At 36.7% G+C, this 17,466-nt stretch carries 8 protein-coding genes and 1 other RNA gene; all 9 read right to left on the bottom strand.

The features are described 5' to 3' along the window. Positions 1 to 71: 71 nt before the first annotated feature. Positions 72 to 1,970 carry a molecular chaperone DnaK gene (gene dnaK, locus GFK82_RS00720; protein WP_226811027.1) on the bottom strand — a complete coding sequence of 633 codons (1,899 nt, stop codon included), beginning with the start codon at positions 1,968 to 1,970 and terminating at the stop codon, positions 72 to 74. Between the two features lie 1,289 nt (positions 1,971 to 3,259). Further along, complete coding sequence (locus tag GFK82_RS00715) at positions 3,260 to 3,943, bottom strand: class I SAM-dependent methyltransferase (RefSeq protein ID WP_226811244.1); 684 nt, start codon at positions 3,941 to 3,943, stop codon at positions 3,260 to 3,262. A gap of 68 nt (positions 3,944 to 4,011) precedes the next feature. Beyond that, positions 4,012 to 6,057 carry an oligopeptidase A gene (prlC, locus tag GFK82_RS00710; RefSeq protein WP_226811026.1) on the bottom strand — a complete coding sequence of 682 codons (2,046 nt, stop codon included), beginning with the start codon at positions 6,055 to 6,057 and terminating at the stop codon, positions 4,012 to 4,014. Positions 6,058 to 7,419: 1,362 nt separating this feature from the next. Further along, entirely contained in the window at positions 7,420 to 8,052 is a 633-nt protein-coding gene (gene nth, locus GFK82_RS00705; RefSeq protein WP_226811025.1) for an endonuclease III, read from the bottom strand. Between the two features lie 1,729 nt (positions 8,053 to 9,781). Then, positions 9,782 to 10,435, bottom strand: coding sequence for a 3,4-dihydroxy-2-butanone-4-phosphate synthase (gene ribB / locus GFK82_RS00700; protein ID WP_226811024.1), 654 nt, complete (start codon positions 10,433 to 10,435; stop codon positions 9,782 to 9,784). A gap of 1,869 nt (positions 10,436 to 12,304) precedes the next feature. Further along, positions 12,305 to 12,868: a penicillin-binding protein activator LpoB gene (lpoB, locus tag GFK82_RS00695; RefSeq protein ID WP_226811023.1), complete on the bottom strand. Its 564-nt coding sequence runs from the start codon at positions 12,866 to 12,868 to the stop codon at positions 12,305 to 12,307. A gap of 283 nt (positions 12,869 to 13,151) precedes the next feature. Beyond that, entirely contained in the window at positions 13,152 to 13,508 is a 357-nt protein-coding gene (locus GFK82_RS00690; RefSeq protein WP_226811022.1) for an HIT domain-containing protein, read from the bottom strand. Positions 13,509 to 14,881: 1,373 nt separating this feature from the next. Next, positions 14,882 to 15,264: RNase P RNA component class A (gene rnpB / locus GFK82_RS00685), an RNA gene on the bottom strand. Between the two features lie 50 nt (positions 15,265 to 15,314). Next, on the bottom strand, positions 15,315 to 16,205 hold the full coding sequence (gene rsmI, locus GFK82_RS00680) for a 16S rRNA (cytidine(1402)-2'-O)-methyltransferase (protein WP_226811021.1): 891 nt from the start codon (positions 16,203 to 16,205) through the stop codon (positions 15,315 to 15,317). Positions 16,206 to 17,466 lie beyond the last annotated feature (1,261 nt).

Here is a 17,466-nt window from a genome sequence, read left to right as displayed (position 1 = left end):
GTTTTACCCCAACACCCATGTTGGTTGCTAGCATTGGCAGTATTTATCGCCGCCGTACCCGTTTAAAGAAATTATTTTTTATCTTTAACTTCTTCAAACTCAGCATCAACCACATCATCGTTTACTTTATTATCGCCCTCGCCTGGCGGATGATCCTGCTGTTGCGACACGTCTAGCAGTTTTCCAGACACCTGGATTAACGACTGCAGTTTCGCTTCAATATCAGCTTTACTCTCGCTTTTTAGCGCGGCATCTAGATTTTTTATTGCTTTTTCGATGGTGGTTTTCTCATCTACTGATACCTTGTTACCAGTTTCTTTGAGCTGTTTACGAGTGCTATGCAGCAAGTGATCCGCCTGATTACGAATTAGCACCACCTCTTCAAACTTCCTATCAGATTCAGCATTAGCTTCTGCTTCCTGTACCATTTTCTGAATTTCTTTTTCATTTAGACCCGACGAGGCCTTAATGGTAATTTTCTGTTCACGGCCGCTATTTTTATCCTTAGCAGAAACATGAAGAATTCCATCAGCATCGATATCAAACGTCACTTCAATCTGCGGCGTACCACGCATAGCCGGCGCAATACCGTCTAAGTTAAACTGCCCTAGAGATTTATTATCACCCGCCCGCTTACGTTCACCTTGTAGTATATGAATAGTTACGGCCGACTGATTATCTTCTGCGGTGGAAAATACCTGGCTATGCTTAGTTGGAATGGTGGTGTTCTTGGGAATAAGAGGTGTCATCACTCCACCCATCGTTTCGATACCGAGAGAGAGTGGGGTGACGTCTAACAAGAGTACATCCTTTACATCACCAGCTAGTACGCCGCCCTGAATTGCTGCACCAATAGCTACTGCTTCATCCGGATTAACATCTTTACGCGGTTCTTTACCAAAGAAATCAGTAACTTTCTTTTCTAACAGAGGCATACGCGTCTGTCCACCAACTAGAATAACATCTTTAATCTCCGAAACGGATAAACCAGCATCTTTTAGCGCTACTTTCAGTGGCTCCAGAGTGCGATTAACCAAGTCTTCTACCAGTGACTCTAGTTTAGCACGCGTGACTTTTACGTTCATGTGTTTCGGACCATAACTGTCAGCTGTGATGTATGGCAGGTTAACATCAGTCTGCTGTGCAGCAGATAATTCAATCTTAGCTTTTTCAGCGGCTTCTTTCAGGCGCTGCATCGCTAGCGGATCATTACGCAGGTCGATCGTTTGCTCTTTCTTGAATTCATCTACTAGATAATTAATCAAACGACTATCAAAATCTTCACCTCCTAAATGGGTATCACCATTCGTTGCCAGAACCTCAAAGGTCTTTTCGCCGTCTACATCATCAATTTCAATAATCGAGATATCAAAGGTCCCACCACCTAAGTCATAAACTGCAATAGTCCGATTACCGGTTTTTTTATCGAGCCCATATGCTAGAGCAGCAGCAGTTGGTTCGTTTATAATACGCTTTACATCTAAACCAGCAATACGACCAGCATCTTTAGTGGCCTGGCGCTGCGTATCGTTAAAATAAGCTGGCACAGTAATAACTGCTTCAGTGACCGGCTCCCCCAAATAATCCTCCGCAGTCTTTTTCATTTTTTTCAGAATCTCAGCGGAAATCTGAGGTGGCGCCATCTTCTGACCTTTCACTTCCAACCAAGCGTCACCGTTATCTGTCGCGATGATCTTATACGGCATGATGCCGACGTCACGCTGTACTTCTTCATCTCGAAAACGACGGCCAATTAGACGTTTAATGGCAAACAATGTATTCTGCGGGTTAGTAACGGACTGACGTTTAGCCGGTTGGCCAACCAGAATTTCACCATCCTGTGTATAAGCAATAATAGAAGGGGTTGTACGATCACCTTCGCTATTTTCGAGTACGCGAGGTTTACTGCCTTCGATAATTGCGATACAGGAGTTGGTCGTACCCAAGTCGATACCAATGATTTTTCCCATCTAAACATCTCCACTAAAGTTCAATTTCGTTATAGTTGTAAAGCTGATTCTGGAGTCTAAAATCGTTTGCATTTTCGGCGCTCCTTTTTTCCCGAGCTTAACAACGTTGCATGCAAACAAGATGGGGTCATGCCGCTCTGCATCAAGGGGGTACGCTAAAAAAAAACCAGCAGCACCGCATATATACTGTACGCTTTTCAAAAAAGCGTAATACCATTTCTTAATCCATCAAATAATTTAAGATAAATCTATTAAGCGGATTTTCAGATTTGTCAATAATCCACACCGTTTTATATGATTTAATGATACTAGTAATACGTTGTCTCTTAATATATGAATATTAATATTCCTCAAGCGTTTACTTTTAAACAACCTGAGTCACATTATTCACCAATCATAGATTGGTATCAGATATCGTTATCTTATATTACCTAAAACTAAGGGTAAGACTACAGTTAAAGAGATTGCCGTTATGTGTCATTGAATCTTTTAGCTAAAACAAATAAAGTTTAACGTATCTTCTATATTCCAACTAAATTGGATGACTATATATTTGGCTCAAAGAACAAGGCGTAAATTAATAAAATACTCTATTAAAATTACCCTACATGAAATGATAAAAAAACTAATTCAAGACTTTATACTCCCAGGTTCTGTATCTACAATGTATCTTTGATACAAGAGCATTGGCCACGACATAACGAGATACGGGGGGATGACCTAAACTAATTTCACCATGCGATCTAGATGGGTTACACACTGTTATCAGATACAGCAGATAAAACTAATGGGCAAGGCGTGGGGTGTTGCCCAAACCAACACTAGCCAAGATACTTAAGCGGTTTGTCAGGAGGCAGGACAAATAGACAAACAAACCGCATTTCAATATATTTTTGACTACCGAGGAAGAGATCTTAGCTGATAAATATCACAGATTACACTAATTCATGGCGTTTTTTCTATTCTATGGGCACTGGTAGGTATCAGTAACACACACTGCAAATCGTGATGTAAAGGCATTGATGATTGTGTCAATATCGAAAAATTTTCCACCGTTTTTCTAAAAACACTAACACCACTAATGCTTTCTCTTCTTGTTTTCTCTCCAAACTATTTATAAACTTATTTCTATCTATCGGTCCCACCCTGTAATGGCGAGTTTATTAAAAGCACAACACTTTGGTTGTTTGATATCCCCAACAAAAGATATAATAAATAATTAAATTTTACTAAAGAGTAAGCAGCAGGCTTCTAATGCAGTTGCAGGAATTAACCCAGTATTCAAACACCTATGATGGATAAATATCAAATCGATGATTCTTGGTGAAAATCGCACCCTGCGACGGTATACCCGCTAGCGGCGGTGCGGAATCAGGTCTTTTTACAACGACCCTACGTATCGCGAGAGCTCTAGCAGGAGCTAGTAGTCCATCAGCATCCTTATCACTACTTACTAAAATCTGAAATACTCTCATCTCCTTCTTTACTAAAGCACTTTTATGCCGATTTGGAAACATCGGATCGAGATAGACCACATCGGGAACGGGCTTTAACTGAGGTAATACACTTAAACTAGAGTCATGATACAACGTCAAACGCTCCGGCAACCAGGAATTCAACACCGGATCGGTATACGCTCGGCGTAGACCATCTTCTAGCAAAGCCGCTACCACCGGATGACGCTCAAACATTCTCACTCGACAACCTAAGGAAGCCAGTAGGAAAGCATCGCGCCCCAATCCAGCAGTTGCATCAACAATATCTGGTAACCATGCCCCTTTGATACCCACTGCTTTAGCTACTGCTTCACTACGCCCACCGCCATAGCGACATCGATACGCCATAGCGCCAGTAACGAAATCCACAGCAACCGCTCCTAATTTTGGCTCATCCCGTTTTCGCAATTCTAGCCTATTAGAGGTAATTACCAGTGCTATAACAGCCTGGGGGTCGCTTACCAAACCCCAGCGCATAGTTAGTAACTTCAATGCTAGAGGATCTATACCTGGTTCGCTACTTAAAAAAACCTTCTTCAAACTCTCTAGGACTCTTGAATACCGTAATGTCGAAGCATAGCATTTAACTGCGGTTTTCGGCCAAGAAATCGTATACAAAGTACCATCGGCGACTCAGAACCACCACGTGAGAGTATCGTGTTAAGAAAAGCTCGACCGGCATCACGATTAAATATCCCCACCTCTTCAAAATACGACCAAACATCCGCCGCTAGGACATCCGCCCACAAATAACTGTAATATCCCGCCGCATATCCACCAGCGAAGATATGGCTGAACGTGTTAGGGAAGCGTCTCCACGAGACACTCGGCATCACTGCCACCTGTGTTTGAACTTTTTCTAAAATCTCAAGTACACGTGCACCACACTCAGGTTGATATTCAACATGTATGCAAAAATCAAACAGAGCCAACTCTACCTGGCGCAGAATAAATACTGCTGCTTGATAATTTTTTGCTTCAAGTAGATGTTTTAACAGGTTATCAGGAAGAGATTCTGCAGTTTCATAGTGCCCCGATATAAATAAAAGCGCCTCAGACTTCCAACAATAATTTTCCATGAACTGGCTTGGCAACTCCACCGCGTCCCAAGGAACACCGCTAATACCGGCCACCCCGGGGGTGTCAATGCGAGTGAGGATATGATGAAGTCCATGACCAAACTCATGGAACAACGTAATAACCTCATCATGGAGAAATAAGGCTGGCTTATCCCCTATCGGGCGATTAAAATTACAGGTAAGATACGCCACTGGTTTTTGTAATTCACCATCACTTTTCAGCATCTTACCCATGCACTCATCCATCCAGGCACCAGCACGTTTATTATCTCGAATATACAAGTCTAAGTAAAAACTACCACACACCTCACCGCATTCATCAAAAAGATCAAAAAAACGGACTTCTGGATGCCAGATCTCTACATCGAAGCGTTCTTTAGCGGTAATACCATAAATACGATTTACAACCTCGAATAAAGCACTTATCACCCGTTTCTCAGGAAAATAGGGTCGCAGTTGTTCATCATCTATGGAGAATAAATGTTTTTTTTGTTTTTCAGAATAATAAGCAATATCCCACGGCTCCAGAGTATCTCGAGCGAAGTAGCGTTGTGAAAACGCGCATAGTTTTGCTAATTCACACTCACCATGAGGGCGAACACGGATTGATAAATCATTAAGAAAATCAATGACTTGATTAGTATTCTGCGCCATTTTAGTAGCTAATGATTTATCAGCATAACTATCAAATCCCAGTAGTTGGGCCACCTCATAACGTAACATCAGCATTTCACTCATGATGGGTCCGTTATCCCATTTTCCGGCATCTGGACCTTGATCGGAAGCACGGGTATTATAGGCTCGATAAAGCTCTTCACGAAGAGAAGCACTATCACAGTAGGTAAGCACCGATACATAGCTAGGAATATCGAGCGTCAGCAACCATCCTTTTTGTTGACGCATCTTCGCCTGAGCTTGCATGGAAGCAAGCTGGCTTTCTGGTATACCGACTAAGGTGTGTTTATCTGTAATCAACTTGCTCCAGCCCATAGTTGCATCTAACACATTATTGCTATAAAGCGAACTTAATTCTGATAGTCGGGCAACAATCTGTCCGTAACGCTGTTGTTTTTTCGCTGTTAGCTCGATACCAGATAATTTAAAATCTCGAAGAGCATTCTCTACTGTTTTTTTCTGGGCCACGCTAAGCTGGCCATAATACGGACCAGAGTGTAGATTTTTATAAGCTTGATATAAAGAGCGATTTTGTCCTACCCAAGTGCTATACGCAGACAATAGTGGCAAACATTCTTCATAAGCTTCCCGTAATTTCTGACTGTTTTTCACCGAATTTAAATGACTGATTGGCGACCAAATTCGGTTCAAACGATCACCCGCTTCCGCTAACGGCTGACAAAGATTTTCCCAAAAAAAAGGAGCAGGTTGTGCGATAACTTTCTCGATGGCACAACGGGAATCTTCAAGCACAACTTTTATAGCAGGTAAAATATGCTCCGGCCGTATAGCGGAAAAAGGGGGTAATGTAAACGCAGTCAATAAAGGATTATTCATAACGCAGTCCTGCTTATAATAAATGGTCAATAGAATATTGGTGAGCTCAACGATCGTATCTTGTAAGGGAGCATCGATTTTTAAGATATTCAGTTTAAAGATCTAACTATTTTCATAGACTGTCATAGATTTTCAATACCTAATGCTAATTAGCTATCGCTTCACCAAAATAGCTATTTCAGCTTTAAGAGCCTATCTTCTATACACTGTCATGTCGCTCGACCATCCCCTTAAGTTTTCCTATCTATTCATAAGCTATGGCGCTACTTTAATACTAACTTGCATACCCAAAGAATTTCTTTTTTTGTTCGGTAACAGATTATTTAGCATCGGTAGAAAAATCATCAGGTCTTATGTGCTAGTTATAAAAACTATTTCCTATTAGATAAAGATAACCAAGGCGTTTCTTTTGCATACTTTATATTAATACTTGAATATTTTATTTTTATATAACACTATGCTCCGTGCTAATATAAACAATCAGTTAAATCTGATAGCAATATACTGATATAAAAACAGACAGGTACAAACGTCAAGTCATCCTTTTTACACCAAAACCGTAAATACCTACGATTTAACCGATAGTATTATCTGTCAGAAACGAGAAAACAGCAGGGATTTTAAATCCCATCACATTTCATCATCCATAAATGATCGCGTCAAAAACCCCTATAAAGCATAATGGCAATGGATAAAAACTCTTTTGTTTCTTAAATGACAACCCGGATCTTAAAAGTGATTTTTTTCCCGGTTATCGCGCCAGTAACCAATAATATTTATAGTGACGATATCACTCATTAATCAGGCTTACTATAAATCTGGATGAGTGATAAAGTTCTATATTATATTCAGGAAGCGAATAGGTAAGTATGATCAAACTTCTCCAACACATATTAATTAATAAAAAAACCAGCGGTGTTTCAGATCGAAAACATACGCCTCATTCTCTTATGGATAATAATGTTTATCTATTAATGAAATTCACGGTAACTTTCGGTTTATTAGTCCTGATAGGTAAATACCTCCCTGCTTATATTCTACCGTATCTCGATCAGGTTTTTCTCACTGTAAAAACAAAAAGTGTATCGAAACACTGCCTATTGAACTGAGTTCCAAATATAGACGCACTTGTATAAGTATTTAATAAAACCTTCTGATACACCCTTTTTACTCGAGATAAATCACGTAACAAAAATACTGACTAATAATGCGATTATATTCAACAATCCTTCTTAGTGGTGTGAAAATATGTGGCCAAAGTAAAAAAACACATTGACACACTAGTTTTGTGAACTCTAATATAACACGTGAGTTTAGTCCAGTGTCGTCTCTATAAAAACAAGATGCCTACATAACCATGTTTTAAATATTTTTATTATCATATTCACAAAGATCTTCAAGAAAACAGGATCCACAGCGCGCTTTTCGGGCAAGACAGGTATTTCGACCGTGTCGAATAAACCAATGGTGACAATTACGCTTGAACTCTTTCGGCACAACAGCCAAAAGCTTTTTCTCAACTATTTTCACATCTTTTCCTACTGCGAATCGGGTACGGTTAGCAACACGAAAAACATGCCTATCCACTGCAATAGTCCGACGGGAGAAGACGGCATTTAGAAATACATTGGCGGTTTTACGTCCGATTCCCGGTAGGGTTTCTAACGCGGTTCGATCTCCTGGTATCTCCCCCTGATACTCTTCTTGCAGCAATCGGCAAGTTTTGATTATATATTCCGCTTTACTATTAAATAATCCTATAGATTTAATATGCGCTTTGATTCCGTCTATCCCCAGCGATAACATACCTTCTGGCGTGTTCGCCACCGAAAATAAATGACTAGTAGCCTTATTCACGCTGACATCTGTGGCCTGGGCAGAGAGGAGTACCGCAATTAAAAGCTGGAAAGGCGAGTCATAATCCAACTCAGTAGTAGGATGAGGATTATTTATGCGCATACGATAAAGAATTTCATAACGCTTAATTTTATTCATCAAAGATGATCTGCTTGGTGTTTCACCAATACCACTTACATTTTTTATCGACTGGTTGTATATACTCTAGTTAATATACCATTGTATCTCATGCAAATATACAGCCTTATATGAAAAAAAACAACGTTAACTTTTGTTCATCTTTTATAGACAGTAATAGAATTTTGTTTTCAACATTAATCAAGTGATTCTAGATCATAAGTACAACTTTATCCACAGTAATAATCTTCAGGCATACATTAGCATGGAAATACCAGATTTCAGTTATACTAACATAGCGTATCTTTTTAACTAATTTAAAATTGTACGTTCTCATTCAACTCTAAAAATTAATATAGGAATACCTTCCGTATACCCGAAATCACGCAAAAAGATAATGCATTGATCATCAGCATTATCCTTTTTATCCCATAAAAAACTCACCGATGGTATTATTTACTCTGACTTAAAAGTTTGGTCTTAAAGTGTTTTTAGAAAAAAATGTAACACATTTTAGATCCATATTTCACTTGTAATCTTTCTATATTTTCGACGTAAGGAGTGCAATATGCTATTAACGTATTCATTTTTCTAATGCAATTAAATTTTTAGAGTAATGATTAGCCCTATTATCTTATATATACCTATACTATAATAAGTGAATAACCTTATCAAATATAAAAATTAATATAACATAATATAGGCCCGGACTTTATATGGCATAACTTTACTTCCTCTGTTGAAATTAACCATTTATTTTTAATATAAATGTCATGGTTTTTTCTTAAAAACTATTTGTATCAGTTGTTTAATTACAATTGAATAAATCTACTATATAGTAAATGGTAAGAAAATAATGCCAGGAAATAACATTTCCTTGAAAACCACATTTATATTATCTATTATTCATATCAGATACTATCTTACTGTCTAATAAATCTCCCTCTTTGTTTTCTTTTTATAAAATTCTCGAACTGTTTTATGGAGAAAAATCATTAGAGGAATCTCGTAGCACTTTACTCATAGCGTACAATATTTAACAGAAACAGATTCTTGATCTAGATATTTTGCTAAGCATAGTGTACAGTCTCTTAATAAGAGAATCACAAAACACTTTTTATCGGTATAGATTATACCACGTTATATTTTTTATTCTCTATAAAACTATACAATATAGGTGTAATTAATATACAATATTTCTTTGTACGCTTTAACTAATCAGAACTTATGGATATCCATCAGGTACTACAGCACAAAATAAAAGAACTGAAAAACCTATTTTAGTCTTCGAAAGACAAGAAATCACAGAGAAATAAAAATTAAATTAATTATCTAAAAAGATAAAAAATACAGTACTGATTGAATCTATCACTGTATTTACAATAAATATAAATATGGTCTATAAAAAATAGACTCATAAACATACATGATAAAATAATAATAAGTATTCTCGTAATACATTTGCGAATCCATAGAAGCCATAAAAACGGGATAAGACTGTAAAACAATCTTATCACCCATATTAGATATTCATCTAGTTATAAGAGAATCATTAACAAATATTTTTTATTCAATTCAAAAACTGACGTGATACTCCATATATAAACAATAATACCCGTGAATTTAATTAATAAATGGATGTTTGTTATGGTATGCATGGATTTTTATCTACTAAAACTATCTACATTGAATAGAGATGCACAAGTTAGTGAAGGATGCCGGATCTATAAAATACGAGTTGCGATGATCTTTAACTTACTTCGCTAGCTAGCGCGCTACGATAAGCCATCAAATCTTCAATAGTTAATACGGGCATATTATATTTCCGGGAAAAGACCACAATTTCTGGCGCATGCGCCATCGTTCCATCATCATTAGTCACTTCGCACAGTACACCCATCGGTGTCAAACCAGCAAGAGTGGTCAAATCCACAGCCGCTTCAGTATGTCCTCCGCGTACCAACACACCCCCATCTTGTGCACAGAGCGGGAAAACATGCCCGGGACGATTAAGATCAGTCGGTTTAGCATTATCTTTAATAGTAGCCCGGATCGTTGTTAAACGATCCGCGGCAGATACCCCAGTACTAACCCCTTGAGCAGCTTCGATAGTAACAGTAAATGGTGTTTGATAATGACTGTTATTATGTTTTACCATCATCGGTAACCCCAGTTGCTCTCGCCGTTTTTCAGTTAAAGAAAGACAAACAATACCACTACCGTGACGGATAGCTAGGGCCATCTGCGCAATGGTCATATTTTCTGCAGCAAAGATCATGTCACCTTCATTTTCACGCTGCTCATTGTCAAGTACTAATACCCCCTGACCATTTCTCAACGCCTCTAGTGCATATTGCACACGTTGAGCTGGAGAACCAAATTCGGAAAGCAGTGTCTGATTCATGGTGAGTGCAACCTCATGATTAATATGGTAGTATTACCAGAATCAAGGTAAACTTAAGAGTAGGCAAGAACAGGCCGAACAATAGCGACCCCTTAGCCTGTTGAAACAACATTATACTCTCCTATAAGAACCATTACCCTCAGCGCCGCATTAACTCTAGATCTAGTAATATCAGCTAGCTCATCAGCTGCCTATAAAATACTTAAGTCAGATTTTCCTGGGGGAGATGGTATTACACCCCGATTTTAAAATATACAAAATATCATACTGCTGGTCTAATTATTAGACAATTATCAAACGTATAGTGTAATAAAATTCTTTATTCTTATTGAAGAACGATATATTTCTTGTTTTTTCCTACAGATTATTTCATAAGAAGTCTAGAGTCATCTCGAACATAATAATTTTCTCGTATAACAAAGTAATGTTTTAAAAAACACAAAGTAATGTATCCTTATATACATGCACAAACATCTAAATTTATTCTCTTAGAAATTTCTATTTAAAAAATAGAATTTATAACAAAATAATTAGCTAATCTATCACCCTCTAGCATTGCTCAGAAATAATGGTTACTACGAGATTTTCCTAAAGACAAAATTTTCTAGCCATTTTTATATCAACAAGTATTTTATCATTAACTAAACAAATTTACATAGTTTTATATCTATTAAAAATACAATCTTCCTATCGAATAGGAATATTTTTTTTCTTGTGTTAATTTCTGTTAATTAAATTTCATCTCATAAAATAGAGGTGAATACTCTAATATATATACTAACTCTAAAATTAGCCTAGTGTCTATATACACGTTAACTAACCTATGGTTAGGTACCATACTTTCATGGTTTTTAAATAATTCTTAGATAAGCTGTGTATGGTTCTATGTTTACTAGAAACTAATATTTTATATCTGATGAACATACTTGAGGATAGCTAAAACTTAGCATCAATAATGATCTTATCAAGAATACAATGAAATTGTGCCTAAGCACGATACATTATCTCTATTTCGATAGAATCGCCATAATTTAATTATGGAACATATAGTTGATTTTAATCAAATTCTCACATGTACCATTATATCCATGTTGAATAAAAAGAAATAAGTTAAAAATATAACATATTCAAGAAAGCATAAAAATACTATTTATTTATTTCATGATTATATTGTCTTAATTTTATTAAACGGTTAAAATGATATAATTATACGATATGAAAAAAATATTTATCTAAAATAATAAAAGATTGCGTATTATCTCTATGAAAAATAAAGCACAAAATGCACTGTTTTATTTTAAACAAAGTTATTTTATCCCTAGCAAGGGGTGCTGGATAATCCATCAAACATCCTGAAAGTGAAAAATAAAAAACTATTTGTTAGTAACAACATTTACCTAAATCGACTATGAAATCACGGTGATATCTAAAAAACTTCACAATATTTTAATTCAAAATTCATGACGTTTTATACATAATTGATATTTATCATAATTGACACATCTAAAACATATGTGTTCTATTTTTCATCATGTTTGAATATTAACAGAAATAACTGATAATATTGGATTAAAATCCAATCACCCCTATAACATAGCAATGTTATACTAGAAAATTCCAATTTTAAAAGTGCAATAAGGAACAAAATGTTTCTTGTATATTCTTCAGTTACATATATAGTAAAGTATCAATGGGAAAATTAATAATTTTATATGAGTCTGAAAACCTTAATGAAAATTAAGTGACTTTGTTTGTAACCTTTATCTATACTAAACTTTTTCTAATTTCTATTAATCATGAGTAAAAAATCTTTTTCTCTATCCTAATAAATTTCATATCTACTTTACTCCTCATGAATTTTATATTACCTCAGTCATGAGCCACGCCATGACCTGACCAAACAATCTCGCCAGTCTTCACCAACATTAGTTGCAAATCGAGTGTAGGCGTCTTTATATTACCGGAAGCGGTACTATAGAGCATATACTGGGCGTTCAGATAGCGCGCTAATCCTACCGCCTTACTACGAGACTCTAGACTATCCTCTATAAAAAGCCCTAGCCGCTGCCTTGCCGCATTAAGTTTAATGGCATTGATGACGCGGAATTTATTACCAGCCTTTATAATTAACTCGGTAAGCTCCGCAGTGGCTTTATTGATCTGAACGCTACCATTGGTAGCGTTTTTCATGGTATTGACCAGCAAAATACTACCATCATTGATTCCGTCTACCCTCAGCATTTTTTGTACCATAGGAGACAAACTAATCTTCCAGTTAATAGTTTTAAGCTTTGGTGGCATTAGCAATGGTACGCTGATAGCCGGTAACGGCGTAGGCTTGAACTTTATTTTTCCCGGGAATAACTCTGGATATTGGGAGGTACAACTAATTAGCATCAGCGATGCAAAGATACTTAAAATCTTTTTTTTCATCGTTTCTAGACTCAACGTTCTCATTTATCTAAAATAAATAGATATGGATATATTACCTCTCTCGGGTACTACCCATCATATTAAGCTTCGTTTTCTGGTTTAGCGATCTAAACAATATACGCGTTTTAAGAAACATCTCACGATGAATTATTCTGGTTGCAAAAATAACACACAGTAACTGTCTCAGGATGAGCATGACTTGAAGCACTGTAAGTGCGCAAGTATCACCTAAATCGGCCATGCGTGATTGTGAACTCGACTGTAATGTCGATTCTAAGCAAGCTTAGAACTTTTTATTGGCAAAGCCAGACAAGAATTTTCCGCCTAATAAATGCATATGTAAATAATTTACTTCCTGACCGGCATCATGGTTGCAATTGACGATTAGGCGGTACCCGGTAAGATCGATCCCCTCTTGTCGCGCAATCTTTGCTGCAGCGGTGAAAAATCGTCCTAACACCACTTCATCCTCGACTGTGACATCATTCACCGTAGGAATAAGCAGATTTGGCACGATTAATATATGAACGGGCGCCTTAGGGTTGATATCGCGAAAAGCAGTAATTAAATTATCTTGATAGAGTATGACAGCGGGAATTTCTCGGCGTATGATTTTGCTGAAAATCGTTTCTGCATTCATAATGACATTCCTTGTTTCCTGCTGGGTTGATGCGAGCAAAATAGGTAAGACGCTCTGAACTTTAGAGAGAACAAATATTGGATAAGAATATTATAGAAGACTATTTCTCGTTTTTCATTAATACTCTTATAAAGATGTATGAAGTTACTTCAAAAGATTTTCAAGTAGACCACTTATTGCTTTTTCTGAAAATTATGCTATATATATAGGACAAAAGATTTTATAATATATATGTACCTTTTTCTCTAAAAGAGAGTTTACCCTTTATCTACTTATGAAATTCAAAGCATAAAATATATAATAATCTTTTTGTCTTAAATGACAAAAACTATCTTTTCTTCTGAAAAGCAGCTGACGACTATAAATCCACTTTTATTATCTAAAAATTATTCAGTGTTTTTTGAAAAAAATTAACATAGTATTCCAGCTACCATCCCACCTATAACCAACACTGCTTTTACTCAGATCCGTTTGTTTTAACAACAATGTCATATCAATTTCCTATTGACCTGTTTTATAATACAAATATAGGTGATATATTTTTACATTTTTAATGACGTAGCGATGAGAAATGTAACCTCAAGAGATCATCAAATCGCAGTTTATTAGATTTAATAGAACAATGGTAACTAACTGTTATAGACTGTCAAGTTAACGTTACTTTTAATACTCTTTCACTACCTAATACTAACTGAATAAATTCCAATTTCTTTTCGGGAAATGACTTTCCCCATTTGTTGTTTCAATCCAATCTGAGGTTCATATCTTAATCATCCTGTATCTCAATCAAGGTAAGATCAATGTCTATGAAGCATCAGGATAATAAAGTATTGATGATTACTTTTAAAGCAATAAAGTAAAAACTAAAAAAACACACAATATAGCGTTTAAAAAACTACTAGCTATCTCCCTTTCATACTATCATGCATGATTTTAAAAAAACACTAAATAAAATTCACGACGCCACCTTGTAAAATCAAGCCTATACTAAACGCACAATGCTAATTAGATAATGTCTAGAAAGGATTTATCATCAGATAAATCAGATGCTATCAATAACATTGACAGACTATCTATAGAATAATCTGGAAAAAATAAGCTACAAGCTTTGTTCAGATTACTACGTGGCGATAGAATCGATACCCCTATCTTTAAATCAATGCCTGATTTTAAATAAGGGATGCTGGAAATATTTTCTCGATATATCTGGAGAGGTTTTAATCAGAAAGTCTTCTGATTAAAATCAGGCAAGAATACACTATTCTGACATATATATTTCATATATATGGAAAATCCAAGCTATTTAGCATAGCGCAACACCACTTCTAAGTTCCAATAAAACAAGATAAGATTCAACCTCCAACTCCACTCAAAAGTGGAGTTGACCGTTAAGCCGGGTTCTGTCTTAGACAGTCATTCATCTAGGCCGGCGCTCACGCGCCGGCTCAAGCAGCCTACCCGAGTTCAGTACGGGCCGTACTATTTGAACTCCTATTTGGCCTTGCTCCAGGTGGAGTTTACCCTGCCGCGAACTGTTACCAGCCGCGCGGTGTGCTCTTACCACACCCTTTCACCCTTACCTGATCCCGCCTGCGCAGGCGGCCATCGGCGGTTTTCTCTCTGTTGCACTAGTCGTAGGTTTTCACCCCCCAGGCGTTACCTGGCACCCTGCCCTATAGAGTCCGGACTTTCCTCCCCTTCGTCTGTTTCCCCGATGAAGGGACGACGGCGAAGCAGCGACTGTCTGGTCAACTCCAATCTAAAGTATAAATATTTTTTTAGCACTTGTCACCTCACACATGTGAACTAAAGAGTAAATTTAGACACTAGGTTGTGCTTTCTTTGATGCTCAAGGGCATAACGATACAGCGCATTCTTTTTGATGCCATGGATCTTCGCCGTAAGCGCTGCGGCTTTTTTAATTGGAAATTCGAACAACAAGAGAGACAATGTATGCAACGCCTTCGGTGACATGAAATCAGCTGGCATACTATATCCTTCGACTATTAGCACTATTTCACCACGACGTCGCATTTTGTCCTTCTGAATCCAGGGAAGCAGTTCTCCGAGAGGAGCGCCATAAATGCTCTCCCAAATTTTAGTGAGTTCTCTCGCCAGTACAATATGGCGAAGTCGCCCAAAAATGGTTATCATGTCTTCTAGAGTCACCAGTAACCGGTGAGTAGACTCGTAAAAAATAAGCGTACGCGACTCCTTTTCTAGAGACTCAAGGCAATCAAGACGAGCTTTACGCTTTACCGGTAGAAAACCTTCATAGCAAAAGCGATTTGAAGGTAGACCGGCAGCGGATAACGCGGTGATAGCAGCACAGGCCCCTGGCAATGGCACCACCACAATACCAGCCTCGCGACAACGACGTACTAGATGATACCCTGGGTCATTGATAAGCGGGGTTCCAGCGTCGGAAACTAGTGCTATACTCTCTCCATACCCTAACCTCTTCAGTAGAGCACCTAATTTTTCCTGTTCATTATAATCACGTAATGAAAACAGCCTCGATTTTATTGCAAAATGTTGTAATAAAAAACCAGTATGACGGGTATCTTCAGCAGCAATAAGATCAACATTACGCAAGACAGACAGAGCTCGCAGGGTGATATCTTCCAGATTACCAATGGGACTTGGTACTACATATAATGTTGATGCAGAAATGTTTTCTTGTTGATATGGCTTCATTGTCTCATCCAGAGTTCTAATCGTTATGCAGATTTCTCGATGATGAATCTTCATGTGCTATTCAACAATCTTATTTTATATTCTTTCTCATCTTTTAAAAGATGGATGTGTGAAAATGTTTAACGTGGAGACGTGAATCTAAACTAACTTTCTCTATCTGCTAAGTATTCTTACTTATTATTCAGACTATCGCATTCAATACAACCTTATACAAAACTATATGATTTTCTTATACAGAAGTATCTTGTTGTGAATTAAAATCCTTAACATTTTCTATAATCGCTATCTCTTCATTAATAATGCAACATCAAAAAACGCCAGTTGATTCGTCGTAAATATTCGAGTATGACACCTAATCTGATTTATTCTTGTCTTATACATAAGACCATATGATTTACTGTATATCATAACCTCAGAGATCACCTTATTATCAATATCATTTGATGATAATATCCCAAACCCATCCAATAATATTCAGACTCGCATTAATCACTCAAAAAATATTCTTCCAGACGGATTTTTTGCTCATATTAACAATATGGTACTTTACCTTTATTGGAAATTCGAAATAGTAACGAGACAACTAAAAGATTTGAACACATTACTAACAAACTTAATGTTAATTCTTTAAATTCTATTTTATTATTTTATGTCAAGCAATGTATTGCATTAATACATCCATGCATTATCAACTCGCTGAGTTTATATCAAAAATTCTAATAGAGCAATTCTCTTATACAGCATACTGCGCTCATATCTTTTGAGCTTTAAAAAAGCGCTTTATTTTAATATCGTGATCTTGTTTTCCTTACCTCTTTAAAATTAAAAGACATAAAACGCAAGTTAACAGTTTAGTAAAATTAACCAGAACCCATAATAATTTTCAGCAGAAACGGAAAAGTCACCATAATGATCAGATTGAACATTAATTGTTTGATGTTGAACTTGATTATATCTAACAACACACTAAAAAACTAAACATTTAATGATTTATTACAATTCTAAATGTTCTTCTCCAATATCATCCATACTAAGATCATCACGCTCAGCAAGATTAACTCATAATTTTAATACGCGCTTATCTAAAGAAGTAACAATGTCGTGTTAACTTTAGTTAATCCATGATAAAAATTCATGACTAACCGTATATACCATCCTGTAATTGTTTATGTTATAAATGATATCTTTCCTTTTGACACTGTGCTAGTAATCGTATCTAAGTCCTCCATATCTTAGTTAGACTTCAAGTCATGCTAACGTA

The organism is Candidatus Steffania adelgidicola (assembly GCF_020541225.1).
GTDB lineage: Bacteria > Pseudomonadota > Gammaproteobacteria > Enterobacterales > Enterobacteriaceae > Steffania > Steffania adelgidicola.
Note: the sequence above shows the minus strand (reverse complement) of the source record. Positions and strands in the feature narration are given on the sequence as shown.